Origin of the sequence: Cupriavidus sp. 2SB, from assembly GCF_005503625.1 — a bacterium.
Classification (GTDB): Bacteria; Pseudomonadota; Gammaproteobacteria; order Burkholderiales; family Burkholderiaceae; genus Cupriavidus.
Genome location: NZ_SCMX01000089.1, coordinates 1 through 24,709 on the forward strand (window position 1 = coordinate 1; position 24,709 = coordinate 24,709).

Below are 24,709 nucleotides of genomic sequence, written 5' to 3' on the forward strand. Positions count from 1 at the left end.
AATTAATTCCTTCGGGATGGCGGGCAATTCCCGCAATGGGGCTTTCGGTTTGCGTGGCATACATGCTCCTTAACGACATGTTATGCCCTACACACAAAATTCCTGACAGGCCCTTTGAACCGCATGCCCTCTCCCCCACCCCTCTCCCACTGCGTGGGAGAGGGGAGCGCATAACAACGGGCGATGGCATTTCGTACACGCATCAGCCCACCAAAAAAATTTTCACCCCGAAGGTGTACAAACCCACGACGTGAGACGGCAACTCCATGAAACGGCCGAATCGGATCGGTCCGCCATCAGGAGTTCTCGTGATTTTCAATAATCGTCGGCGGGCCGCTGCGCTCGCCTCTCGCCGTGCCGTGCGCCCGCTTGCCGCGCTGGTTCCCCTGTTCGCCGCCATGCTGACTGCCGGTGCCATCGCGCAAAGCGCCGCGCGACCCATCGACATTCCTGCCCAGCCGCTGGCACAGTCTCTCGCTGCGCTGGCCCGCCAGGGCGACGCGCAGATCCTCTTTGCCTCGGATCTCGCCGATGGCCTGCGTGCGCCAGCCGTGCGTGGCACGCTGACGATCGAAGATGCGCTGGCCCGCATGCTGGCCGGCTCCGGCCTACGCGTGGTCAGCAACGGGCCGCGCACCTTCTCCATCGTCCATGCGCCGGTCGAGTCCGGTGCCGCCACGCTGCCGCTGGTCACGGTGCGCATGGATAGCGCAGACCGCTCAGCCGCCGCCGACGGCGTTGTGCCGCTTCGTACCAGTGGCGGCAAGACCTCCACGCCCCTGATCGACATTCCGCAGACCATCAACGTGGTTACCCGCGAGCAGATGGACGAGCAGGGCGTGCAGAGCGTGATGCAGGCGCTGCAATACACACCTGGCGTGGTGAACCAGTATGGCGACACCGACCTGCGCTATGACTGGCTGGCCGTGCGCGGCTTCGTGCCGCTGCGCTACCTCGACGGCCTGCGCCTGCCCTATGGCGCGCGCGGCTATTCGCAGCCCCGCATCGATCCGTATGCGCTGGAAAGCGTGGAAGTGCTGAAAGGTCCCGCCTCCGTGCTGTACGGCCAGAGTTCGCCGGGTGGCCTGCTGAATCTGGTGAGCAAGCTGCCGCAGGCGCAGACCTCGCGCGAGGTGGTGTTGCAAACCGGCAGCCATGACCGCGCTCAGGGCGCGTTCGACCTGACCGGCCCCGTGGACGAGGAAGGCAAGCTGCTGTATCGCGTGGTGGCACTCGCGCGCGATACCAATACGGAGTTCGACTACATCGACGAGCGCCGCGTGATGGTGGCGCCGAGCCTGACATGGCGGCCCAGCACGGACACGTCGCTAACACTGATGGCGCAGTACCAGAAGATCCGCTCCGACGGCGGCGGTGCATCGCCGGCGCTGCCGGCTGCCGGCACGCTGCTGCCCAATCCCAACGGCAGCATTCCGAGCAACCGGTTTATCGGCGAACCCGCCTACGACAAGTTCGAGAGCGAGCAGATGCTGTTCGGCTACAAGTTCGCGCATCGGGCCAACGAGACGTGGCAGTTCCGTCAGAACGCCCGCTATAGCTACATCGACACCGATACCCAGCGCGTGCAGGGCCTGGCGATGAACCCCGACCTGCGCACGGAAAGCCGCTACGGCTGGGCCTTCCCGGAACGCAGCGGTGTGTTCTCGATCGACAATCAGGCCGAAGCCAATTTCCGCACGGGACCGGTGCAACACACGCTGCTGCTTGGCGTCGATTATCAGTACGAGGACGCGCGCTACGAAGAATCGCAACTGGTAGCCGTGCGCGCCATCGACGTCTTCAATCCGGTCTATGGCGCACCCGTCACGCGTCCGCCGCTCGGCACGCGCGTGGACCAGAGCCGCCATCAGGTGGGCGGCTACGTGCAGGACAGCCTCGCTATCGACCGATGGACCTTCCTGCTCAGTGGCCGTTACGACTGGGCTGGCAGCGATACCAACACGCTGACCGCGCAGACCGGCAACACCGTCAACTCCCGGCAGAGCGACAACGCCTTCACGGGGCGCACGGGCGTGGTGTACCAGTTCGACAATGGCATCGCGCCTTACGCCAGCTTTGCCACATCGTTTCAGCCGCAGGCAGGCACCGGGCGCGCAGGGACGCCGTTCGAACCCACGCGCGGCCGTCAGACCGAAGTTGGCGTGAAGTATCAGCCCAAGGGCGTGAATGCCTTTGTCACGCTGTCGGCGTTCGACCTGCGGCAGACCAACGTCCTGACGCCCGATCCGCTGAACACCAACTTCAACACGCAGAGCGGCGAAGCCCGCGTGCGTGGTGTGGAACTCGAAGGCAAGGCGAGCCTCGCGCGCGGACTCGACGTGGTGGCCTCGTATGCGTACTCCGACACCGAAGTGCTGAAAGCCAATGCCAACGCACGCGGCGCCGGCACGCTCGGCAATGCGCTGCCCTTCGTGCCGCAGCACCAGGCCTCGCTGTGGACGTACTACCAGTTCCACACCACCGCACTGCAAGGATTCGGCATCGGCGCAGGCGTGCGCTACATCGGCAAGTCCTACGGCGATGCGGCCAACGTCTACCGCGTACCCGCCGCCACGCTGTTCGACGCCGCACTCAGCTACGACCTTGCCAAATCGCCGCTGCAGCTTCGTGGCGTGAAGGTGGCCGTCAACGCCACGAACCTGTTCGACCGCCGCTACGTCAACACGTGCATCTCCGCGACGGGATGCTATTACGGCAGCCGCCGCACCGTGCTGGGAACGGTGAGCTACAAGTTCTGAGGGATGGGTGGAGGATGGGATACCGCTTCGACGCGCCGCAGTTGCACGTCGAAGCGCCCTACTTTGCCGCCTTCACGATCAAATCCGCGACTGCCTTGGGATGCGACAGCATCGCGACGTGGCTCGATGGCACCTCAATGGCCGTGGCTTTCGCGCGCTGTACCTGATCGCGCTGGAGCTGCGGCGAGATGATCGTGTCGTTGATGGACACCACCATGAAAGACGGACGCGTGCGCCATGCCGCCTGGCTGATCGGCGCGGTCAGGGTGCGCACATGAAACCTGCCCTGCACGGCTGCGATCACGTCCTGTTCCGTCGGGGTGAGATCGGCGGCGAAGTACTTGCGCACGCCTTCGTCGCTGACTTTCAGAAAGCCGTCCGCATCCTTGACGAAGGTTTGCTGCCCGGGCGGCTGTGGATATTTTCCGGCGATATCGTGTGCAGACTGTCCGGTGTCCGGCGCGAATGCTGCGACGTAGACGAGCGAGCGGACTTTCGGATCGTTGCCCGCCTCCGTGATGACGACCCCGCCCCAGGAATGTCCCACCAGCACCACGGGCCCGTCGGCTTCGCGGATCGCGCGCCGGGTCACGGCCACATCATTCTCCAGCGAATCGAGCGGATTCTGCACCGCCACGACCCTGAGCCCCGCCTTCTGCAGTTCCGGTATCACTTTCTGCCATGACGAGCCATCGGCAAACGCGCCGTGAACCAGCACCACGGTCTTCGCAGGCTGCTGCTGCGCGCCGGCAAGGCTTGCGAAAGCGGCCAGCAACACCATCGATAGTGCGCGCCACAAGGCAACGAATCTGGACATATCTGCTCCTACGTTCGCGCGGCTGGCATCTCGTCCACCGCAGGCGGATCACTGAACAAGGCAAGGTATTGATGAATCTGCGCAACAACTGCCGCGCCTTCGCCAATCGCCCCGCCCACACGCTTGATCGATCCCGACCGCACATCGCCCACTGCATACACGCCGGGCACGCAGGTTTCCAGTGCGCCAAGCTCGCGCTCCATGCCCGGCATCTCTGCGTGCGGCCCCGTGAGCACAAATCCGGATCGGTCCGTGAGCACACCGCAATCGCCCAGCCACTGCGTTTCAGGGTCGGCCCCGACGAACAGGAAGATGTTCTTGAGTGCCTTCATTTCCGTGGCGCCCGAGCGGCGGTCCTGCCACGTCACACCAATCAGGCCGTTGCAGTCACCCTTGTGCAGCGTGACGATCTCGGTGAACGGTCGCACTTCGATATTGCGCGCGGCACCAATGCGATCGATCAGGTAACGCGACATGCTGCTCTTCAGCCCGGGGCCACGCACCAGCACATGCACGCGCGACGCATGCTGCGACAGAAACACCGCAGCCTGCCCTGCCGAATTGCCGCCGCCCACCAGCGCCACTTCCGCTTGCGCACATTGCCGCGCCTCGATGGCCGAAGCCCAGTACCACACGCCCCTGCCTTCGTAGTCCGACAGTGTGGGCACGGCGGGCCGACGATAGCGCGCACCGCTCGCAATCACAATGGTGCGTGCACGCAGCCAGCGTCCATCGGTCAACTGCAATCGCACCGCATGATCCGATGCCGAGCGCGAACAATCGAGCCGCTGCACCTCGGCCGGTATCAGGATCTCGGCGCCGAACTTCTCGGCCTGCACATGCGCGCGCCCCGTCAATGCCGCACCCGATATCCCCGTCGGAAAACCCAGGTAGTTCTCGATGCGCGCACTCGCACCGGCCTGCCCGCCATAGGCGCGGCGATCCAGCACCACCACGTGTAGCCCCTCGGATGCCGCATACACCGCAGTCGCCAAACCCGCCGGCCCCGCACCGATCACCGCAACATCGAAAATCTCGTGGCGCTCCTCGGTATCCACCATGCCCATGCAGCGTGCCAGTGCCGCTTCCGTCGGATTGACGAGTACCGATCCATCGGGACAGACGGCCACCGCTTCTCCGGGCGCCGCCCCATACTCCTCGATCAACGCCGCCGCGTCGGCATCGAATTGCGCATCGAGCACGCGATACGGTTCGCCGTTGCTGCGCAGGAATCCTTCGAGCCGCAATAGATTGGCCGAACCCGTGCGACCGATCAGCACGGGCCCGCTTGCCGCCCATTCGATCAACGACACACGCCGCAGGATCAACGCGCGAATCAGCCGCTCGCCAAGGTCGGCCTCGGCCACGATCAGCGCGCGCAACTGACGCGGTGCGATCAACAGCGCCTCCACGCGACCAATCGCCACGGCATCCACCAGCGACGGCTTGCCGGACATCGCACCCAGTTCGGCAGCAAAGTCGCCGCGCCCGAACTGGACGATGGGACGCGTATTGCCCATGCCGTCGCGCTGGATGATGGCGACGACGCCGCGCAGGATCAGGAACATGCCGGGCGTGCGCACGCCCGTTGTCTGCAGGTGCACGCCGGTCTCGTAGGTGTGCGGCGTGCCGAAGCGCATCATGCGCTCGATCTCGGCTTCCGTGATCCGCGGATACATCTGCTCGCGGCGCGAAGTCATTGTGCTGGGGGCATCGCTTGTCATCGAAGGCTCCACTGCCGGGGTCCAGTGCAGATCGTGAAGGTATTGCGGACGGGACAACCTGATAGGTGTTAGCCCATCGAAGTCGTCAACGCAAGGCGCTATCGGACCGGCGCCAATTTGACTAGGCTTAACGGCGCATCGCGCAATGCCCGCGCACATTCCACGGAGCCCCGCCATGACCGTCAAGCACGTGCTGTTCATCCTCACCAACGCCGCAGAGATCGGACCGAAGAAGCGCCGCACCGGTTACTTCTATCCCGAGGTCGCGCATCCGTACGAGGTGCTCGACGCCGCCGGCATTGCCATCGAGTACGCATCGCCCAAGGGGGGCAACCCACCCTTTGACGGCTTCGACGAGAAAGACCCGTCGCAGGTCGCGTTCAGCAAGAGCGTGGCGATCCGCCGGATGGCGCACAGCCGCAAATTGTCGGAAGTCGATGTGCTCGACTACGACGCCATCTTCTTTCCGGGCGGCCTGGGGCCGATGGTCGATATCGCCAGCGATCCCGACGTGAAGGCTGCCGTGCTGCGCGCATGGAACGGCGGCAAGGTCGTGGCCGCGGTGTGCCACGGCCCCGTCGCGCTGGTGGGGGTCAAGCTCGACGACGGCACGCCGCTCGTCAAGGGCAAGCGGATGACGGGATTCTCGAACGCCGAAGAAAACGGTTATGCCAAGGACGATGTGCCCTTCATGCTCGAAGATGCGCTGCGCGAGGAAGGCGCCGAGTTCTCTTCGGTGGCGCCCTGGCAGGAGAAGCTCGTTGTCGATGGCCGCCTGATCACAGGCCAGAACCCCGCTTCCGGCGCGGCGGTGGGCAAAGCCATTGTCGAGGCACTCAACGCGGCGAAGTAGCCAACGCGGCGCGACCGGCAACGAGGTCCGGCAGCGTCGTCACGAGGTGCCGGACTGCCAGGTCAAGTTCGTCTCCGGACGTATCACGGTAAAGCGCCGGGTCCGGGGCAGTTTGCACGCCCGGCCCCGCATCCAGCATCGCCAGCAGGCTGGCCGTCAACGCCTCGTATCGTGCGGCGCGTTGACGGTCTGCTTCGTCGGGCAAACCACTGCGCAACACCTCGATCACCGCCGCCGCACCGCAGACCGACCGAATCGCGACGATGACTTGCTGCAGCCGCTCGAAACGCGCCGAACGCCAGTAGCCTTCCAGCAGCATGCGTTCGCGCGCCACTTCCAGCCGCGTGCTGGCCAGGCCGGCGTCACGCTGAAGCTGGTCGAGCGTTGACGCGTCATCACAATCGAGACGCAGTACGGCGGAGGCGAACGCCATATTGGCGGAGAGCGACGCCTTGATCGCGGTCTCCAGCACGTGGCGCTCCTTTTCTGGCCAGAACAGGAAGCTCGCGGCCACGCCGACCATCGCGCCGAGCAATTCATTGGTCAGGCGCGCGGCAATCAGTCCACCGGACGGATGAATGAAATCCGAGAGCAACATGAACATCGGCGTGAGGAAGATCACGAACAGCCCGTAGTTCACCAGCCGCAGTGAAACCGTCACGGCTGCCAGCGGCAGGATGGCCATGACCATCGCAGCAGGGCTCGACAGTGACGCCAGCAACACCGCAGCCATCGAGCCACCCACCAACGTGCCCACCGCGCGCTCCACAATGCGTAGCCATGTGTTCGCGGAGAGCGGCTGTGTCACCACGATTGCGGCAATCGCCGCCCAGTAGGCAAACGTGACGCTGAACATTGTGCCGACCACGTATGCCAGGCCGGATGCCACGGCTACGCGAAGGGCGTGGCGCCACACCATGGCGTCAGGCACGCCCCAACCGCGAGGCGTTGCCGACGTTGCGGTCGGCGCTGGCTCCAATGCCTCCCGGCGTGCCACGCGGCCGATTGCCTTTGCCGCAAACGCCACCGCCCGCGCAGTCGTGTCGTTGCGGCCATCGATGCGCTGCAGCAAGATCTCCACCTGCGCGGCCAACTGCGGCGGAAATGGCATCCCGTCTTCGGCCTGCAGGGTCACATCGCTCAACAGCCGATGGAGATCGTCAAGCAGGGACGCGACATCGGGATCGGGTATCCGTGTGGTCTGCCGACGAAAATGCCCGATGGCGATCAGCGCGGAGAACACCCTGCCTGCTGCGTCGATCCCAGGCCCCAGGATCGCGCCGGTCCGCAGGTCATGCGCTGCAAGCGCCCTGCCCCGCTCGATCGACAACCGCACGCCGCGCCGATACACCGTATCGAACGCGATCCATCGCTCGGCATCCCGCCCGGTGCCGGGATCGAGGTCTTGCAGAACACCGGCCATGTCCGCGAGCCGCCCGAACAATGATGCCAAGGTCCGGCAGGCGCTCTGCGAAAACGGCACGGGCCACAACACCACACAGAACAGCACTGTCCACAACGAGCCGAGCAGGAAGTATCCGGCCTGCACCAGTGCGCCCAACAACGGTGCAGGGGATGCAATGCCGATGACCACGGCCAGCGAAGCGATCAAGCCGGCCTGTGCCGGCATCGGCCCCAGCACGGGGCCGTAAGAGCGCGTCAGGCCGCAGAGAAATACCAGAACGAGCAACGCCGCCACGCTCGCCGCAAATCCGAAATGCGCGCTGTACGCGGCTATTGGCAGAACGGCCGCGCCGAGCGCGATGAATATGCCCATCGCCTTCAGCCGTCCGGCGGTGGAACCCTGCGGATCGCACAGGCAAGTCCAGAACGCCGCCACCGCGCCGAACGCGATCTCGGAGCGGTCGAGCAGCACCGCCGCGCAGAGCATCGGTGCCATCGCCACCAACGCCTGAAAGCCCTCCATCCACGCAATGCGCTCGGGCGTTACCGCGAACACGTGCCCTTCGGTCCGCAACGCCCGGCGGTTGACGAGGGATACCAGCTTGCCCATTACGCGCATCGCATGCTCCACCTCTCATGCATCTCCGATTGCGTAGAAGCCTAGTGCATGCCGGGGTCAGGTTACCTGCCAGGATGCGCGAATTCCGTTTGGCGTGATGAGAGCGGTCCACCTGACCGGACGCGCGCAGCAGTCTTCCATTTCCAGGTTGAAGCACCGAGACTTCGCGGCATGATCGACAATGCAACACTGTTGCATTAATATCGCGAATTCTCCTCTCCCCCTTGGCGTGGCGCAGCATGACTTTCCAACGCATTCCCGTGGCGACTGGCATCCTTGGCCGCGGCGTCAGGGTCGCATTGCCCTGTCGCGACGAAACCGCCGCACTGGCAGGTGACCGGAAGTGAAAGACGTGGAACCTGTGCTGTCGATCCAGGACGTGGCGTTTCGCTGGCCGGGGCAGTCGGTGCCGAGCGTTGCAATGCCTGCGCTGGAACTGCGTGCCGGCGAGCGCGTGTTCGTCTCGGGTCCGAGTGGCAGCGGCAAGAGCACGCTGCTCAACCTCATTGCCGGGGTGCTTGTGCCTCAGCAGGGGGAAATCGTCGTGCAGCACACCGCGCTGCGCAAGCTGAGTGCCGCGCAGCGCGACCGGCATCGTGCCGAACACATGGGCATCATCTTTCAGCAACTGAATCTGCTTCCCTATCTGTCCGTGAAGGACAACGTATTGCTCGGATGCCGATTCTCCCGACAGCGCCGCGAACGCGCGCTGGCGCAAGGGCCGACCATTGGCGATGCGGCGGAGATGCTGCTCGGCAGGCTGAATCTGGATGCGTCACTGTGGCAACGGCCTGCGGCCCAGCTTTCGGTCGGGCAGCAGCAGCGGGTTGCCGCCGCACGCGCGCTGCTTGGCCGGCCTCGCCTTGTGCTGGCCGATGAGCCCACCTCTGCATTGGACGCCGATCGCCAGTCCGCCTTCATGTCGTTGCTGATGCGCGAATGCGAGGCCGCCGGGGCGAGTCTGGTCTTCGTCAGCCATGACATGCGGCTGGCCTCCCGGTTTGACATGCAGTTCACCATGCCGGCAACCGGGGAAGAACGTCCATGAGCACGATACTCGGGCTCGCAGCGCGCAGCGCCTGGAACCGGCGCCACAACCTGGTGTTGATGGTGATCGCCATCGCGCTATCCACGGCGATGCTGCTTGGCGTTGAACGACTACGCCATCAGATCCGGCAAGGGTTTTCTCAATCCATCTCCGGAACGGATCTGGTTGTCGGCGCAAGGGGGAGTCCTACCCAACTGATGCTGTACACGGTGTTCCGGCTCGGAAGCGCCACGAACAACATGAGCTGGAATAGCGCCCAACGCCTGGCAAGCCATCCGCTTGTCGCGTGGACGATCCCGATGTCACTCGGCGATTCGCATCGCGGATTTCCGGTACTCGCCACCACGACGGACTACTTCCGCCATTACCAATACGGCGACAGGCAGCCATTGCGAATCGCAGACGGCAGGCCAGGCCTGGATGGCATCTTCGACACCATTCTGGGTGCGGAGGTCGCGCGTCGGCTCGGCTATCGCCTCGGAGACAAGATCGTTCTTGGCCATGGCAGCGGCATGGAGGCCATGGGCGACGAGCTCAAGCACGCCGACAAGCCATTCGTCGTCACCGGCATTCTTGCGCCGACCGGTACGCCGGTGGACAGGACAGTCCACATCGGCCTGGCTGGCATGGAGGCGATTCACCTCGACTGGCAAGCGGGCGTGCCCATCCCGGGCATGGCCATCCCTGCGGAACTCGTCAAGAAGTTCGACCTGACCCCGAAGACAGTGACTGGCGTACTTGTGGGATTGAAGCTGCGGTCTCGCGCTTTCGCCGTGCAGTCACAGATTGCCGAGGACCAGAAGGAGCCGCTCATGGCGGTGCTGCCTGGCGTGGCGCTCGACGAACTGTGGGATATCGTCGGCATGATCGAGAAAGGGTTGCTGCTGATGTCGTGGATGGTGGTCGCCGTAGGCCTGGCCGGTCTGATGTCGTCGATTCTGGCTGCCTTGGGAGAACGGCGTCGCGAGTTGGCCATCCTTCGCGCCATGGGTGCGCGTCCGCGCGATGTCCTCATGCTTCTCGTCGCGGAAGGCGTATGCCTGATGCTGGTGGGCACGATCGCTGGCTATCTGCTGCTGTCCGGCGTGTCGTTCCTTGCAGCGGGATGGCTGGCATCGACATTCGGCATGGCACTACCGGTCGTGTGGCCGCAAGCCAGCGAGTTGCCCGTATTGGCAGCAATCATCGCCGCTGGCGCCCTCGCCTCGCTTTGGCCTGCATTCCGCGCCTATCGGCTCAGTTTGTCCGATGGCATGACGCCACACCTCTGACGAACACCATGCCGATGTGATGAGCGACGCTGGCTATGCGATGCGGGGCATCACGGTCGATTCACACACATCATGATCACCGCAGGCGCCAGCCCTTCCATCTGTTGCCCCGCCATCCGGCCAGCACCAGACTGCCCAGTGCAGCACAGCCAAGCAGCGGCCATATCAGACGCCACGCCCCCTCCGACGACTGACCATCCCATGTGAATGCGGGCAAACGCCCGTACGCTTCGGATGACACGCCGCGATAGCTCATCACACGCGGAACGAAGAACGCGCGCCAGGCTGCCTCATGCGCATCCACGGCGGCGGCGAAGCGCGCGTAACGCGGCGCATCCGTCCCGGCCAGCCGGTCTGCAACGTGCAGCGCCGACAGCGCCGGCGACAGCCACGCCCATCGCTCGGCCTGCACGTACCGCGCTGCCCGTGTCTCATGGAATGCGGCCATGATGGGGCGGAGACGCGCTTCCTGCTCGATATAGCGTGGCAGGAAGGTCACCGGCCATTTGTGCGACGTCGGCACAGTGGGTGTCCATGCAGGATGCGCACGATACCAGTCCTCCACCAGCGTAGGCATCTGCGCTTCCGCATGCTGCTGCACGTTGCGGATCTGGACCACTGTCGCGAGGCGCGATGCGATTGGAATCTGCTGGTCCAGTCTCGCACCCAGCATCGCCGGTACGCCAAACGTCGTGACGGCCCACAAGCCAAGCCCCGCAAAGATGGCCGTGGCTTCCGATCCGGGCAACCGGTTCAGCATCGCGCATGCGACAGCCCACCATGCCACAAAGACAGCGAGCAACACGAGCCACGCGGTGTATGCACTGAGGGTTGCGCCACTATCGAGTGCGAATGCGAACGAGGACGCCACAGCGCCAACCATCCAGACCGCAGCGGCGCGCACGACGATGGCGGCGGCAATCCATCTTCCCTGCCCCGACCCATGCGCCACCGTCAGCCGCCAGGTGCCCGCTTCACGCGCGCCCTGCGCGATGCCCGCACAGAGCGCGATCATCGCTAGCGGCGTCAGCAATGCGATGGCCGTGGCAAGATCGAAGCCACCATAGCGCTGCAGCAGTGGATTTGCCAATGTGGCGTCGTGACGGCTGCTGGTGTGGCGGCTCTCCACCGTCACCCTGACGGCCGGCGGCAACACATCGAGCGCGCTGCTGCCCAGGGCGAGTCCGCCCGATGGCGCGAGCATCGCGTGCGGCGCCGACGACTTCGCGAAGTGAAATGCGGCACCGGCGGCCTGCTCTGGCGATGCTGGACGATGGTGTGACGCCATCGTGTGCGCCTCGATGACGACCGCGCGATCCGCATCTCCCAATGCTCGCAACTTGCTACGCCAATCTTCCGCCCGCGCGCCGGACAAGACCGCGTAGAGGCAAAGCAATCCGCCGAACACCAACAGGCCGATCTGCGCGCTGCGCTGTCGATACAGGCGGCGCCATTCTGCAATCAGCCACATCATGGATGCATCCTCCGCATCGACCACACCAAGCCCAGCATCACCATGACGCCCCATGCGGCAAGCATCGCGATCTCGGGCAAGGCAGACCGCCACGCGAACGCGGCGGACGGCGACGCATACTGGAATGTCGGAATCGCGCGCCACAGTGCAGCATCCGCGTAGCGCGCATCCGACGAAGGCATGCCGCGCGAATGCGCCACGTCCCATTCGTCGATAGTCCGATTGACCACGCGCCGATAGTGCTCGGCAGCGTCGTCGTAGTGGCGCTGGTGCGAGAGGTCAGTGCCTGCCATCTTCATGGCAAGGTTGCGCACCGCCAGCGCGGGACTGAACAGCGCCGCCATGCGCATCATGTCTTCATGCCGTTGATACCGCTTCCAGAGCGCGTCGAAATGCAAGGTGTGGACGCGATCCGCGTAAGCATCGCGCGCCAGCCTGCGCATCGCCGCCGCACCCACAGGCAAGTCACCGAGCCGACTCACGCCATAGCGCGCCAGCAACGCCTTGTCGTATCGCTGCCCGCGCGTTGCGAGGTCGCCATCGCCGGGCAAGCCTTGCTGATAGTCCCGTTCGATGGCCGACCAGAAGGACTGCGCAGTGGGCAGCGGTACCACGCGCGCCGCTACGCCCGCCGCCACCGCCGGAATGGCAACCGTGGTCACCAGCCAGAAGGCCAGCAGCACCAGCAAAGCCGTGCGCGATGCCGACACACGGATCGACACGGCAACACCGATACCCCCGAGCACTATCGCGTAGGCGAGATAGGCCGCGCCCATGGTCAGCGTCCGCGCGAGGTCCGCATGTGTCCCGCTCGATCCGGTCAGCCACAACGCTGCGACCATCGCCATCGTCACAAGGCTGGCAAGGCACAGGATCGGCATGGCGAGCTTGCCCGCCATCCACGCTCGCCGCCGCATGCCATTGGCATACAGCATGCGCATCGTGCCCGACTGCCGCTCGGCGCCAATGGCATCGTAGGTCAATGCGATGACGAGCAGCGGCAGCAGCGTTGCCAGCAGGAATCCGGCGCTGACATCCCCGAACCGGATCGACGGCAAGGCATCCTGTGCGGGTTCGAATCTGCCGACATTGCGTCGATGCGGTTCCAGCCACAGCGCCTGCCCGAAATAGTCGGACAGTCCCGGCTCGATGATGGACAGCGTCGAGGTCGGCCGGAACGCGTACAGACCAAAGTGCGCCGCACGATGCGGATGGTTGGCGCCCTGCTCGTCCCATTGCTGGCGCGTGGCCGCTTCCACCTGCGCGATCTCCTGCTGCAACCTCTCCCAGCGTTGCACCGACACCAGCAGGATCAAGCCGATGAGACCAACGCCCAGCAGCCACAGCATCGGCATCCGCCCTTCACGCCACTGCGCCCGCATTTCCTTCACGACGATTGCGCGAATCATGGTTGGCCCTCCACGCAGTCACGCATGCATGCCCGGTAAGCGCGGAACAGGTCTTCGATGCCGATGGTGCCAACATCGAATTCGGCCACCAGCACGCCGCCACGCAGAATGCCGATGCGATCCGCAAGCTGCTTCGCATTGAGCAGGTCGTGCGTGGTCATCAGGACAGCCATGCCACCGTCAGCAGCGCGACGCACACGCTGCGCCATCTCGTCGGCCGCGCCCGGATCGAGCCCCGACGTGGGCTCGTCCAGCAGCAACAGTGCCGCTGGCCTTGCCAGTGCGATGGCAAGGCCCACCTTCTGCCGCATGCCTTTCGAATACTGCGCGACGCGCACACCGTGTGCCTCGGGATGCAGGCCGTTCGCGCAGAGCAAGCCCACGGCCTGCTCACGCGAGAGATCGATGCCGCCCACCGCACAGAAATACCGCAGGTTCTCGATTCCGGTGAGATAGGGATACAGCGCCACGATCTCGGGAAGATAGGCGATGCGGCTGGAGTTGACGCGCCTGTCCTGCAGCGGCATGTCATCGAGCGTGACGACACCGCTGGCGGGTGTCACCAATCCGAGCAGCACATCCAGCGTAGTGGTCTTGCCCGCGCCATTGCCGCCCAGCAGCGCGTAGACCTTTCCCTTCGGCACAGCCAGGCTCAGGTGGTGAATGACGGTGCGGCGACCCCGGCGCACCACCAGATCGGAGATGTCGAGCATGTGACCGCCTCAGAAGAAATAGCGACCAGCTACGCCGAATTGCCACTTGGGCTGCGGCGCCACCAGCAATCCCGCCGTGCTGCCGTATGCAGCCTCGGTCGAGAAGCGATGCGGTTGCAGCACGCCATATGCCGACAATTGATACTGCTTCCAGTCCAGCACCGCGCGCAGATCAAAGCGCGTGTAGGTGGGCATGTCGCGCAACTGCGTCTGCGGCGTGCCCATGTAGTACGGAATGCCCGAGGTCAGGTAGGCATCGGCATTCAGCGTCAGCATGGCCGCCTGCACCTTCTGCTTGTATTCGGCGCCCACCTTCACCTGATGGCGTGGCACGGACAGCTTTGCACCGGTATTCGGCAGTGGGTTGTTGGCCTGGGCCTCGATGATGTGACCGTAGCTGGCGTACATCGAGAACTGGCGCAGCGGACGCCAGCGCGCCTCGATCTCGTACCCCTTGCGCGTGGTGTCGCCCACGGACTTGAACGAGCCATCGGGCTGGGCGACGATCTCATCCTCGTTGAGCGTGTAGTAGGCCGCGGCAGTCAGGGTCACGCTGTCCACTGGCGTGGTGGTGAATCCCACGTCATAGGACTTCACCTTCGATGGCGACACATCGTAGATCACGCCACCGGGTGCGCCCAGTGGCCCCGTGCCGCCGCTGCTGCTGATCTGCTCCGCCGCTGGCGAGCGAAACCCTTGCGCAACGTTGGCAAAGAGATCGAGTCGGGGCAGCACGGACCAGACCGCGCCAAACTTCGGCGTCGTCACGCCCGAGAAATAGTGTGTACTGGCGCCCGGCAGTTTGCGGTTGTCGATGTCGTAGTCGAACCAGTCGCGCCGCACGCCCGCAGTCAGTTTTACCGAGTCGAACGGCCTGACCTGCCCCTGCACGAACAATCCATAGGTCAGCAGGTTCAGTCCCTGCGCATTGACGTAGTTGGCGGTCGGCACGCCATTCATCCAGATCTGCCGCTGTGCATCGCCATGATCGCGGCGCAGCTCGGCGCCAATCATCAATGCAGCCCGGTCTCCGAACACGAAATTGTTGGCGAGGCGCCCGCCGAAGATGTTGCGGTCGTCGGTGCCCACGGTTTGCTGTGCGCTGGTATTGGTGATGCCGCGCTGACGGTCGAATGCTTCGCCGTAGACCGTGGCGTACCAGCCGCCTCCCCCTGACGCCGGCGCGCGGTTGAGCGCGAACATCGTGCGCCTGCCGCTGCCGAAGCCGGGCAGGCCCGCCTGCGTGGAGCGCGGATCGACCTTGCCCGATTGCAGGTCACTGAGCAGCAGGTAGCCCGCAGAACGATAGTCGGCGCGATAGTGGTTGAGCCGCAGGCTGTAGATGCCATCGCCCACCTTGGTCGTCAGCTTCCACATGAAGTTGTCGCGGTCCGTGCTGCCGTCGTAGCGATAGCTGTGCGTGCGGTACACGTCGGCCACGAACACCGACTGGATCGGCGGCGATTCCGGCCGGAACGCGTAGCTGCCAGACAGCACGAGCGAAGCGCGCTTGCCGTCGTACCGATCGAAGCCAAGCGAGATGCTCGATGGCACATCGCCCGAGACCGTTGCTATCGGCACCGCACCGGCACGGTTCTGGTCGCCATAGAGCGCCGACACCGGCCCCTTGATGACATCGATCTGGCCGATCATCTCGGGCGTGAGCCATTCGAGAAAGGCCGGACCGTGCCCCGCTCCCGCCTGACTGGATGGCGTGTTCTGCGGCACACCGTCGACATACACCGCGGTATCGGCACCGTGCGTGCCCTGCGTGGCAAACCCCCGCATGCGAAAACCGTTGCCGGTATCGCCCTGGTCGATGTTGTTCGCAACCACGCCAGGCACGCGGCGGAACATGTTCGAGATGTCGCGGCCAATGTTGATGGTGCCCAGTTCTTCCTGGGAAATCGTGGATACCACCGCAGGCAGGCCGGTGCTGTCAGTTGTGACGATGGTGCGCTTGCCCTGCATGTCGATCGACGTATCGGCCACCACGCTTACCGTTGGCAGGACCGTCTCGGCCGGATCGGCAGGCGCGGCCTGACCGGGGCCGCTGAAGGCAAGGGAAATCAACGCGGCAATGCGCGTGAGGCGCGGCATCTTGTTCTTTTGCATGGTAGGTACGGCCGGCAGCCATCCCGCGACAGTGCGCGTGAGGGCGGCGATAAAAAGGGAAAGGGAGGGAAGGAGACAGCGCTCACAACTCGCGAGCGCCAGAAGACTCAGATCGCGGGCGGGGCGCGCGAGCCTATGCGAGGCACGAAGCGGGTACGCCAGACGGGTGTGATGACGCGAAAGACAAGCCGCTCGACATGGCGAACCGTGCCGAGCAGCACGGCCGCCAGAATTAGCAGGCACGCCACCGCATGCAACCGCGCGGAACACCAGAGGCACCGGCAACTTTCCGTCGGCTCGCTTTGCCCGTCCTCATCGGCGGACTCGTTCAACGCGAACGTGGTGTCCCCTGCCACGCTGGCTTGCGCCGCGAATTCGCTGCTGCCGATACTCCATCCGTCGCCCATGCCGGAATGCCTGCCATGCACATGTGCGAGCGCCGCCCACCCCTGCAACAGCAGAAGGAGGATAAGAATCCAGGTGGTCAGACGGGTGGATGTCAAGGAAGCGGGGCGCGCAGGCTCAGTCAGTATTTGCAACACTGTTGCGAATACTAGAATAAATGCAATTGAGTTGCATTGCAATACTTTGAAGGCAACGCGAGCCAGTGACTGGAGAACGTTATGTTGGAGTCAGGCTTGCTGACGTTTCGCGCTCTGCCCCCAGCTTTCGGCCTGCCGCTCCAGGTGCATGCGAATGAAGTCCATCAACGTGCGCGTCGCCAGCGTGGGATAGCGGCTTGGCGCCGTCAGCATATAGACACTGTCGCCCACGCCCTCCGCCTCGCATTCTGCAAGCACCTCCTGCACCTGTCCCGCCTGTAGCTGCCGCCAGACGGCATAGCGCGGCAACAGCGCCACGCCAAGGCCCGCCATCATGGACTCGAGCAGAAAGGGATAGTCGCCGGACTGAATGCGCGGTGACACGCGCAGCGTCTGCGGCGTGCCTGCCATCCAGACCTTGAGCGTGAAGCGCCGGCCCAGCGATGCCGGTGCAATCATGTCGTAACGCTCAAGGTCGGCCACACTGAGGATTGGGGCGCGACCTTCCAGAAACGACGGCGTTGCACACAGGCACCAGCCGACGCCGCAGATGCGTCGTGCCACATGATCATCCGGCGGCTGCGAGGTAATTTTCAACGCCACATCGACTTCCGCGGAAATCAGATCGCCAATGTTGTCATTGATCGCCACACGCAGCGATATCTGCGGATAGACGCGGGCGAACTCCAGAAGCAAGGGCGTCAGATAGAGATGACCCAGGCCTGTAGGCAAGCGGATGCGCACGTCGCCGCGCACTACGGTGCCAAGACTGTCGATCGCGGTGCTGGCCGATTGCAGCTCATCGAGCATGCGCAGCGCGTGCGCATAGAGAAGTTGTCCTGCCTCCGTCAACTCGACGTGCCGCGTCGTCCTTCGCATCAATTGCGCGCCGAGGTGTTGCTCGAGCACCTTCAGGCGGCGCGACACGTTGGAACGCGTCATGCCGCTGCGTTCGGCGGCCAGCGTCATCGTGCGCGATTCCACCATCGTCACAAACAGGCGCATCAGGTTGAGGTCGAAGCTATTGTCAATCACGAGTCAACACCACTGGCACAAATCGAAGGATTGTTTCACTGCAGGCGTAACCCTAGCATAGGCATCAAGCCAATTCATGCTGAGTTACCCCCATGCGAGACGCCCCGCACGACACCGATCCAACCCTTGAAACGCTGCCTTTTGCGGGCCTGCGCGTGCTGGATATCAGCCAGGGCATTGCGGGCCCGTATTGCGCACACATCCTTTGGCAGCAAGGCGCGGAAATCGTCAAGGTCGAACCGCCAATTGGCGACTGGGGCCGCAAGGTCGGTGTTGTGCATGGCAGCACCAGTGCGCTGGGCATCGCCTATAACGCGGGCAAGCGCAGTATCTGCATCGATGCCACGACCGGCGCGGGGAAGGACCTGCTGCTGGAACTGGCGCTTCGGGCCGACGTCGTCGTGCAGAATTTCCGCCCGCAAGTGGCGGAGCGGCTGGGCGTGGGCTATGAGGAACTGGCCAGGCGGCGGCCGGAACTGGTCTATGTCTCCATCAGCGGCTACGGACCCGAGGGACCCTATGCCGATTACCCGGCATCGGATTCCGTGATGCAGGCCGACACCGGACTCATGTTCGCGAATCGCGACGCTGACGGCACGCCCCGGCGTATCGGCATGCTGCTGGCGGACGCCGCCACCGGCCTCTACGCGGCCCAGGCCTGCGCCGCCGCATTGTGCCGGCGGTTTCGCACGGGGCGCGGCGGCCATGTCGAATTGAATCTTTTCGACGCCTGCTGCGCGCTGCAAGCCAACAATCTCCTCGAATATGCCATCGCGGGTGCATCCGCTGCCGGACCGGTGAGCGCACCCAACGGCATCTATGCCACGCTCGATGGCAGCGTGACGCTGCTTGCCCTGAACGATGCCCAGTTCGCCAAACTCTGCCGAGCACTTGAGCGTGAGGATTGGCTGAGTGACGCACGCTTTGACAACAACGCGTCCCGCATGGCGCATGCGGCGCTGCTGAACCAGCAGGTAGCGCAGATCGTTGCCACCGGCACGACTGCGGCGTGGCAGGAAAAACTGACCCGTCACGATGTACTTCATGCGCCGGTGCGCACCTATGCCGACGTGCTGCAGCACCCGCAGGCTTTGCATCGGCAAACGTTCCAGACCATCGAACAGCCCCGGCTGGGGGCACTGCCCTTTGCCGGCATTCCCGCCACGGGCATGCGTCGCCCCGTGGGTCCGGCGCCTGACAACGGCGAGCATACGGTGCAACTGTTGCAGGAGGCGGGCTTCACCAGACAGGCCATCGACCAATGGTTGCAGCAAGGTGTGGTGCGACAGGCGGCAACCCAACTCGCGGAGGCGCAATGAAAGCACTCGTATGCAGGCAATTTGGCAGCGTCAAGGACGTAGAACTCGCGAGCGTGGCCGAACCTGAACTGACCGATCCGCACGCGGTCACGATTGCCGTGGAGTTCGCCAGCGTCAGCCATGCCACAGGCCTGATGATTGCCGGCCAGTACCAACGACGCCCGCCGCTTCCATTCGTGCCGGGCACCGAGGTGGTGGGACACGTGGTGGCCTGCGGACATGCCGTGACGCGACTGCACCCCGGCGACCGCGTGGTTGCGATTGCCGACTGGGGCGGCTATGCGGAGCGCCTGACCCTCCCCGAGTACACGGTCTACCCAGTACCGGAATCGCTGCCTTCAACGTCGGCGCTGCCGATTCCCTTGTCTTATGGCACCGCGTATTGCGGATTGGTCTGGCGTTGCGGACTGCGCGCGCAAGACACCGTGCTGGTGCTCGGCGCCGGGGCCGGGGTTGGTCTCGCCGCGCTGGAAATTGGTCGTCAGCTTGGCGCTACCGTGATCGCCTGCGCCAGTACGGAAGCCAAGCGCGCGGAGGCACTGCGCCGAGGCGCCACGCATGCGCTGGCGCCCGAAGATCTCGCGGCATCCGTCAAGGCACTCACCGATGGCCGCGGCGCGGATGTGGTGGTAGACCCGGTCGGCGGCGACCTCTTTGGACAAGCGCTGCGGGCAGCGGCGCCCAACGCTCGCATCCTCAGCATTGGCTTTGCCAGCGGTGTCATTCCGCAAGCGCCCGTCAACCTGCTGCTGGTCAAGAACCTGACGTTGCACGGATTCTTCTTTGGCCGTTACATCGGCTGGACCCCGACCAATGAGCGCGCAGAACATGCGTCCGCGTTGCAGCCTGTCATGTCCACGTTGCTGCAATGGGCCGCGGAAGGAAAGCTCGAACCGACCGTGTCCGCAGTCTATCCGCTTACCGGCCTGGGCGATGCCCTCGCCGCGCTGGAATCCCGCAAGGTAGTTGGCAAGGTAGCTATAAAAATCAAGGAGACAGAGACGTGAACACTTCATCAACCAGAACACCTGCGTGGCCACGGCTCCGCACAGCCCTGGCGTTGGCGGGAACTGCCGTCGCCATGCTGTCCGCTGGCGCTTCGGCACAGGAGTTCCCCCAACATCCCCTGCGCCTGGTGTTGCCTTATCCCGCCGGCGGACCGACCGACCTGCTCGCACGCGTGGTGGCCGTGAAGATGAGCGAGAGCCTGGGTCAAAGTGTGGTCGTCGACAACAAACCCGGTGCAAGCGGCATGATCGGTGCGGAAGCCGTCGCGCGCGCAACACCGGATGGCTACACGATACTGGCCAATGCCTCGCTGCATGTGATCAACCCAAGCATCTATTCCAGGATGCGCTATGACGCATTCAAGGACTTCGTTCCCATCACGCAACTGGCCGACGTGCCGCTGGTGCTGGTGGTCAACAACAACTCGCCGGTCAGGACCGTGCAGGACCTGATCGCGTATGCCAGGCGCCAGGGCAATTCGCTGAATTTTGGTTCGGCGGGCAATGCCTCGGCACAGCAACTGGCCGGCGAATCCTTCAAGCTGGCGGCCAAGGTCTCGATGCAGCATGTGCCATACAAGGGCAGCGCACCGGCGTTGACCGACCTGATGGGTGGGCAGATCCAGTTGATGTTTGATTCGATGCCTTCGGCAATGCCCTTCATCAAGTCCGGAAAGCTGCGTGCCGTGGCGGTGACAACCGCACGCCGCGCCAGCGCCTTGCCCGACGTCCCCACCGTTGCGGAGTCCGGTCTGCCGGGCTTTGAAATCAGCACCTGGTATGGCCTCTGGGCACCGCGCGGCACTCCGCCCGCGGTGGTCGAAAAGCTGGCCGCTCACGCGGCCGCGGCGCTCAAGCGTCCGGACGTGCGCCAGCAATATGCCGACATGGGCGCCGAACCCATCGGCTCTTCGCCAGCAGACTTTGCGCGGTACAACGTCTCCGAAGGAAAAAAATGGGCCGAAATCGTGCGTCAGTCAGGCGCAAAGGCTGACGAATAAGCCAGCTCGGCGCTGAAGGTCGTTCGGCAGCGTGGCGGAAACATCGAAGGCATTGGCCGATGGAATCCGCCACCATTCCCCGACGTCAGTCTCGCGATTCCCTCCGAAATCATGGTTGCATCCCTTCGATATTTCGACTACATTCGAACGATGCAAACCGATCACGCTCTCGAAGCACTGGCGGCACTGGCCCACGCCGTCCGCCTCGCCGTCTTCCGCCTGCTCGTACAGGCCGGCCCTGAAGGACTGGCCGCTGGCCGCATTGCCGAACTGATGGAGATGCCAGCGTCATCGCTGTCCTTCCACCTCAAGGAATTGCATCGTGCCGGACTGCTGGCCAGCCGCCAGGAGGGCCGCTCGATCCTCTACATGGCCCGCTTCGAGACCATGAATGACTTGCTGGGCTATCTGACGGAGAACTGCTGCGGCGGCAACCCGTGCTCGCCGGTTTCCGCTTGTTCCGTTGCCTCGGCGTCCTCGAAACAATGAGCACGGCGCAACAATCCGCAGGGGCCGTAGAACGTCCCAGCGCCATCGGATTCTTCGAGCGCTATCTGACTGTCTGGGTAGCGTTCTGCATCGTCGTCGGCATCCTGCTCGGCCAATGGCTGCCATCGGTATTTCACGCCATTGGTGCCATGGAAGTGGCGCAGGTGAACCTGCCGGTCGGCGTGCTGATCTGGGTCATGATCATTCCGATGCTGATCAAGATCGATTTCAGCGCCATGGGCCAGGTCTCGGAACACTGGCGCGGCATCGGCGTGACGCTCTTCGTCAACTGGCTGGTCAAGCCGTTCTCGATGGCATTGCTCGGATGGATCTTCGTGCGCCATCTGTTCGCGGGGTGGCTGCCAGCAGATCAACTCGATAGCTACATCGCCGGCTTGATCCTGCTGGCGGCGGCGCCGTGCACGGCGATGGTCTTCGTCTGGTCGCAACTCTGCAAGGGCGATCCCTACTTCACGCTGTCGCAGGTGGCGCTCAACGACGCCATCATGATCGTGGCCTTCGCGCCTGTCGTTGCGCTGCTGCTGGGCCTGTCATCGATCACCGTGCCATGGGATACGCTCATCGCGTCGGTCGCGCTCTACATCGTCGTGCCGGTGCTGGTCGCGCAGCTCATCCGCAAGGCATTGCTGGCGCGCGGCGAAGCTACGTACCAGCGCGTGGTCGGTTCCCTCGGCCCCTACTCGATTGCCGCGTTGCTTGCGACGCTGGTGCTGCTGTTCGGCTTCCAAGGCAACGCCATCGTCGACCAGCCTCTCATCATCCTGCTGCTTGCTGTGCCGATCCTGATCCAGGTCGTGCTGAACTCCGGGCTGGCCTATCTCCTCAATCGCAAACTCGGCGTCGCGCATTGCGTCGCAGGCCCATCGGCGTTGATCGGCGCGAGCAATTTCTTCGAACTGGCCGTCGCCACTGCCATCAGCCTGTTCGGCTTCCAATCCGGCGCGGCGCTCGCCACCGTCGTCGGCGTGCTGATCGAAGTTCCCGTGATGCTGCTCGTGGTTGGCGTGGTCAACCGCTCGCAGCACTGGTACGCATCGCATTGAGACACCCATGACCGTCACCATCTATCACAACCCGGCGTGCGGTACGTCGCGCAATACGCTGGCGATGATCCGCAATGCGGGCATCGAGCCGGTTGTTGTCGAGTATCTGAGCACGCCACCCGGCCGGCAGACCTTGCAGGCGATGATCCGCGAAGCGGGCCTCACCGTTCGCGAAGCGATCCGCGAAAAGGGCACGCCCTACGCCGAACTCGGTCTCGCCGACCCGGCATTGAGCGATGACCAGTTGCTCGACGCCATGCTGGCCCATCCGATCCTGATCAACCGCCCCTTCGTCGTGACCGAGCTTGGCGCGCGCTTGTGCCGGCCGTCCGAAGTCGTGCTGGACATCCTGCCGGCACCGCAGCAAGGCGCCTTCACCAAGGAAGACGGCGAGGCCGTGATTGACGCGCAAGGCCGGAAGATTCGATGATGGTCGATCTCCCCAACATCGTCCCGGCAGCGCTCGACACGCCCGATCTCCACAAGTTGGAATCCCAGCGTGTCAGCACGCATCCGCCGCGTATCCTGCTGCTCTATGGCTCGCTTCGCAAAACGTCCTACAGCCGCTTGCTCGTGCATGAAGCCGAACGGATTCTTCAGCACTTCGGCGCGGAAACCCGCGTATTCGATCCGTTTGAATTGCCCATGGCCGACAGCGTGCCCGCCGATCACCCCAAGGTGGTCGAGCTGCGCAACCTCTCCGAATGGTCGGAAGGCCAGGTCTGGTGCAGCCCCGAGCGCCACGGCACGCTGACAGCGGTCTTCAAGAATCAGATCGACTGGCTGCCGCTGGAGATAGGCGGCATTCGTCCGACGCAGGGACGCACGCTGGCTGTTATGCAGGTGTGCGGCGGCTCGCAGTCGTTCAACGCCGTCAACGCGCTGCGCGTGCTGGGACGCTGGATGCGCATGGTGACGATTCCGAACCAGTCGTCGGTGGCCAAGGCATACCAGGAGTTCGATGCCGAGGGGCGCATGAAGCCGTCGCCCTACTATGACCGCGTGGTCGACGTCATGGAAGAACTCTACAAGTTCACGCTGCTGGTGCGGGACCGCAGCGACTATCTGACGGATCGCTATAGCGAACGCAAGGAAACCGCGTCCGCCCAGGCCACAACGCTCGCTGCGGCGGCCATGCGTCACGAGAACGACGCGCAAATTGGCGACACCGATAGCGGCGAAGTGGAATAACACGACCGGGGCTTGACGTACCACCTGCCCGCTGTGCCGGCCATGCCGGCACGGTTTCTGGGTCAGACGGGATAGGCCTCGCTCGGCCTGCCAACGACTGCACGCTTGCGTGAAATCAGCAGGAACAGCACAAGCCCGGCCAGCGTCAGCGCAAAACCCGCCCACACTGCGGACAGCAAGCCGTGTCCCTGCGCGATGACCTGCCCGCCGGCCCAGGCGCCAATGGCGTTCGCCACGTTGAGCGCTGCCAGGTTCATCGCGCCCATCAACGTCGGTGCATCGGGAGCGGCCTGGGTCAGCCGGACCTGGATGGTCGGGATGGCGACCATCATCGTGGCGCCCACCGCAAACAGACCGACCATCAGGACACCGGCGTTCTGCCCGCCTGTGGCCAGCAGCGCAAGGACGATCAACGCGCTACCGAAACCGGCCACCAGTCCCCGCGTGGGGTGACGGTCGGCCAGCCAGCCGCCGATGACATTGCCCGCCGTCATGCCCACGCCGAAGATGCCCAGCGCAACCGGAATCCAGCGCTCGCCAAGCCGCGCGCCATCGGTGACGAGGGGACCGATGAAGGTGTAGACAGCGAAGATGCTCGCCACGCCCAGGGCGGCCACGACCACCATCGCCCAGACGGCAGGGCGATTCAGCGCCCGAAGCTCCTGCAGCACCGGCCCACCATCCAGCGCACTGGAGCGCGGCACCCAGGCCCACAGCGCCAGCAGCGATAACAGGCCCAGTGCCGATACGGCCAGGTACGCATTGCGCCAGCCGAGGGTCTGTCCCATCAGCGTGGCCAGCGGCGACCCCACGATGGTGGCGACAGTCAGCCCCGTCATCACCAACGCAAAGGCC

At 64.3% G+C, this 24,709-nt stretch carries 21 protein-coding genes; 11 read left to right on the forward strand and 10 right to left on the reverse strand.

Annotated features, from left to right (window positions below):
• Nucleotides 1-308 precede the first annotated feature (308 nt).
• Nucleotides 309-2,759, forward strand: a complete 2,451-nt coding sequence (locus FFS21_RS27560; protein WP_171020507.1) for a TonB-dependent siderophore receptor — start codon at nt 309-311, stop codon at nt 2,757-2,759.
• 58 nt (nt 2,760-2,817) lie between these two features.
• On the opposite strand, the gene FFS21_RS27565 is transcribed toward FFS21_RS27560, so the two are convergent.
• Together FFS21_RS27565 and FFS21_RS27570 are read right to left on the reverse strand one after the other, a co-directional pair.
• Nucleotides 2,818-3,576: an alpha/beta fold hydrolase gene (locus FFS21_RS27565; protein ID WP_137927877.1), complete on the reverse strand. Its 759-nt coding sequence runs from the start codon at nt 3,574-3,576 to the stop codon at nt 2,818-2,820.
• Nucleotides 3,577-3,584: 8 nt separating this feature from the next.
• On the reverse strand, nt 3,585-5,300 hold the full coding sequence (locus tag FFS21_RS27570; RefSeq protein WP_137927878.1) for an FAD-dependent oxidoreductase: 1,716 nt from the start codon (nt 5,298-5,300) through the stop codon (nt 3,585-3,587).
• Between the two features lie 175 nt (nt 5,301-5,475).
• On the opposite strand from FFS21_RS27570, the gene FFS21_RS27575 reads away from it, so the two are divergent.
• Nucleotides 5,476-6,153 (forward strand): type 1 glutamine amidotransferase domain-containing protein, encoded by a 678-nt coding sequence (locus FFS21_RS27575; RefSeq protein WP_137927879.1) that lies wholly within the window; start codon nt 5,476-5,478, stop codon nt 6,151-6,153.
• Here FFS21_RS27575 and FFS21_RS27580 read toward each other — a convergent pair.
• Entirely contained in the window at nt 6,137-8,176 is a 2,040-nt protein-coding gene (locus tag FFS21_RS27580) for an FUSC family protein (RefSeq protein WP_137927880.1), read from the reverse strand. The genes FFS21_RS27575 and FFS21_RS27580 overlap by 17 nt on opposite strands.
• A 343-nt stretch (nt 8,177-8,519) precedes the next feature.
• Here FFS21_RS27580 and FFS21_RS27585 point away from each other — a divergent pair, with 343 nt between their 5' ends.
• Nucleotides 8,520-9,224, forward strand: coding sequence for an ABC transporter ATP-binding protein (locus FFS21_RS27585; RefSeq protein ID WP_249359702.1), 705 nt, complete (start codon nt 8,520-8,522; stop codon nt 9,222-9,224).
• Nucleotides 9,221-10,495: an ABC transporter permease gene (locus FFS21_RS27590; protein WP_137927881.1), complete on the forward strand. Its 1,275-nt coding sequence runs from the start codon at nt 9,221-9,223 to the stop codon at nt 10,493-10,495. Before FFS21_RS27585 ends, FFS21_RS27590 begins: the two co-directional genes overlap by 4 nt.
• A gap of 76 nt (nt 10,496-10,571) precedes the next feature.
• Here the strand turns inward: FFS21_RS27590 and FFS21_RS27595 are convergent, their stop codons facing one another.
• The 6 genes from FFS21_RS27595 to FFS21_RS27620 all read right to left on the reverse strand — a co-directional run bounded on the left by FFS21_RS27595 (nt 10,572) and on the right by FFS21_RS27620 (nt 17,783).
• A complete protein-coding gene (locus FFS21_RS27595) occupies nt 10,572-11,969 on the reverse strand; it encodes a DUF3526 domain-containing protein (RefSeq protein WP_171020508.1) in 1,398 nt (465 codons plus the stop codon).
• A complete protein-coding gene (locus FFS21_RS27600) occupies nt 11,966-13,378 on the reverse strand; it encodes a DUF3526 domain-containing protein (protein WP_137927883.1) in 1,413 nt (470 codons plus the stop codon). Before FFS21_RS27600 ends, FFS21_RS27595 begins: the two co-directional genes overlap by 4 nt.
• Nucleotides 13,375-14,091, reverse strand: coding sequence for an ABC transporter ATP-binding protein (locus FFS21_RS27605; protein ID WP_137927884.1), 717 nt, complete (start codon nt 14,089-14,091; stop codon nt 13,375-13,377). Before FFS21_RS27605 ends, FFS21_RS27600 begins: the two co-directional genes overlap by 4 nt.
• A gap of 9 nt (nt 14,092-14,100) precedes the next feature.
• On the reverse strand, nt 14,101-16,206 hold the full coding sequence (locus FFS21_RS27610; protein ID WP_137927885.1) for a TonB-dependent receptor: 2,106 nt from the start codon (nt 16,204-16,206) through the stop codon (nt 14,101-14,103).
• 107 nt (nt 16,207-16,313) lie between these two features.
• Nucleotides 16,314-16,709 carry a DUF2946 family protein gene (locus FFS21_RS27615; RefSeq protein WP_137927886.1) on the reverse strand — a complete coding sequence of 132 codons (396 nt, stop codon included), beginning with the start codon at nt 16,707-16,709 and terminating at the stop codon, nt 16,314-16,316.
• Nucleotides 16,710-16,838: 129 nt separating this feature from the next.
• Nucleotides 16,839-17,783 carry a LysR family transcriptional regulator gene (locus tag FFS21_RS27620; RefSeq protein WP_137927887.1) on the reverse strand — a complete coding sequence of 315 codons (945 nt, stop codon included), beginning with the start codon at nt 17,781-17,783 and terminating at the stop codon, nt 16,839-16,841.
• 92 nt (nt 17,784-17,875) lie between these two features.
• Here FFS21_RS27620 and FFS21_RS27625 point away from each other — a divergent pair, with 92 nt between their 5' ends.
• From FFS21_RS27625 to arsH, 7 genes are all read left to right on the forward strand, one after another.
• Nucleotides 17,876-19,102 carry a CaiB/BaiF CoA transferase family protein gene (locus FFS21_RS27625; protein WP_137927888.1) on the forward strand — a complete coding sequence of 409 codons (1,227 nt, stop codon included), beginning with the start codon at nt 17,876-17,878 and terminating at the stop codon, nt 19,100-19,102.
• Entirely contained in the window at nt 19,099-20,109 is a 1,011-nt protein-coding gene (locus tag FFS21_RS27630) for an NADPH:quinone oxidoreductase family protein (RefSeq protein WP_137927889.1), read from the forward strand. The genes FFS21_RS27625 and FFS21_RS27630 overlap by 4 nt, the downstream gene beginning before the upstream one ends.
• 74 nt (nt 20,110-20,183) lie before the next feature.
• The gene (locus tag FFS21_RS27635; protein WP_249359704.1) at nt 20,184-21,110 is read left to right on the forward strand and encodes a Bug family tripartite tricarboxylate transporter substrate binding protein; all 927 of its coding nucleotides are present in this window, start codon (nt 20,184-20,186) and stop codon (nt 21,108-21,110) included.
• Nucleotides 21,111-21,260: 150 nt separating this feature from the next.
• On the forward strand, nt 21,261-21,599 hold the full coding sequence (locus FFS21_RS27640; RefSeq protein WP_137927891.1) for an ArsR/SmtB family transcription factor: 339 nt from the start codon (nt 21,261-21,263) through the stop codon (nt 21,597-21,599).
• A complete protein-coding gene (arsB, locus tag FFS21_RS27645) occupies nt 21,596-22,663 on the forward strand; it encodes an ACR3 family arsenite efflux transporter (protein WP_137927892.1) in 1,068 nt (355 codons plus the stop codon). Before FFS21_RS27640 ends, arsB begins: the two co-directional genes overlap by 4 nt.
• 7 nt (nt 22,664-22,670) lie before the next feature.
• Nucleotides 22,671-23,093 (forward strand): arsenate reductase (glutaredoxin), encoded by a 423-nt coding sequence (gene arsC / locus FFS21_RS27650; protein ID WP_137927893.1) that lies wholly within the window; start codon nt 22,671-22,673, stop codon nt 23,091-23,093.
• Complete coding sequence (arsH, locus tag FFS21_RS27655) at nt 23,090-23,854, forward strand: arsenical resistance protein ArsH (protein ID WP_137927894.1); 765 nt, start codon at nt 23,090-23,092, stop codon at nt 23,852-23,854. Before arsC ends, arsH begins: the two co-directional genes overlap by 4 nt.
• Nucleotides 23,855-23,916: 62 nt before the next feature.
• On the opposite strand, the gene FFS21_RS27660 is transcribed toward arsH, so the two are convergent.
• Nucleotides 23,917-24,709, reverse strand: a 793-nt coding sequence (locus FFS21_RS27660) for an MFS transporter (protein WP_137927895.1), incomplete at its 5' end; no start/stop codon positions are given.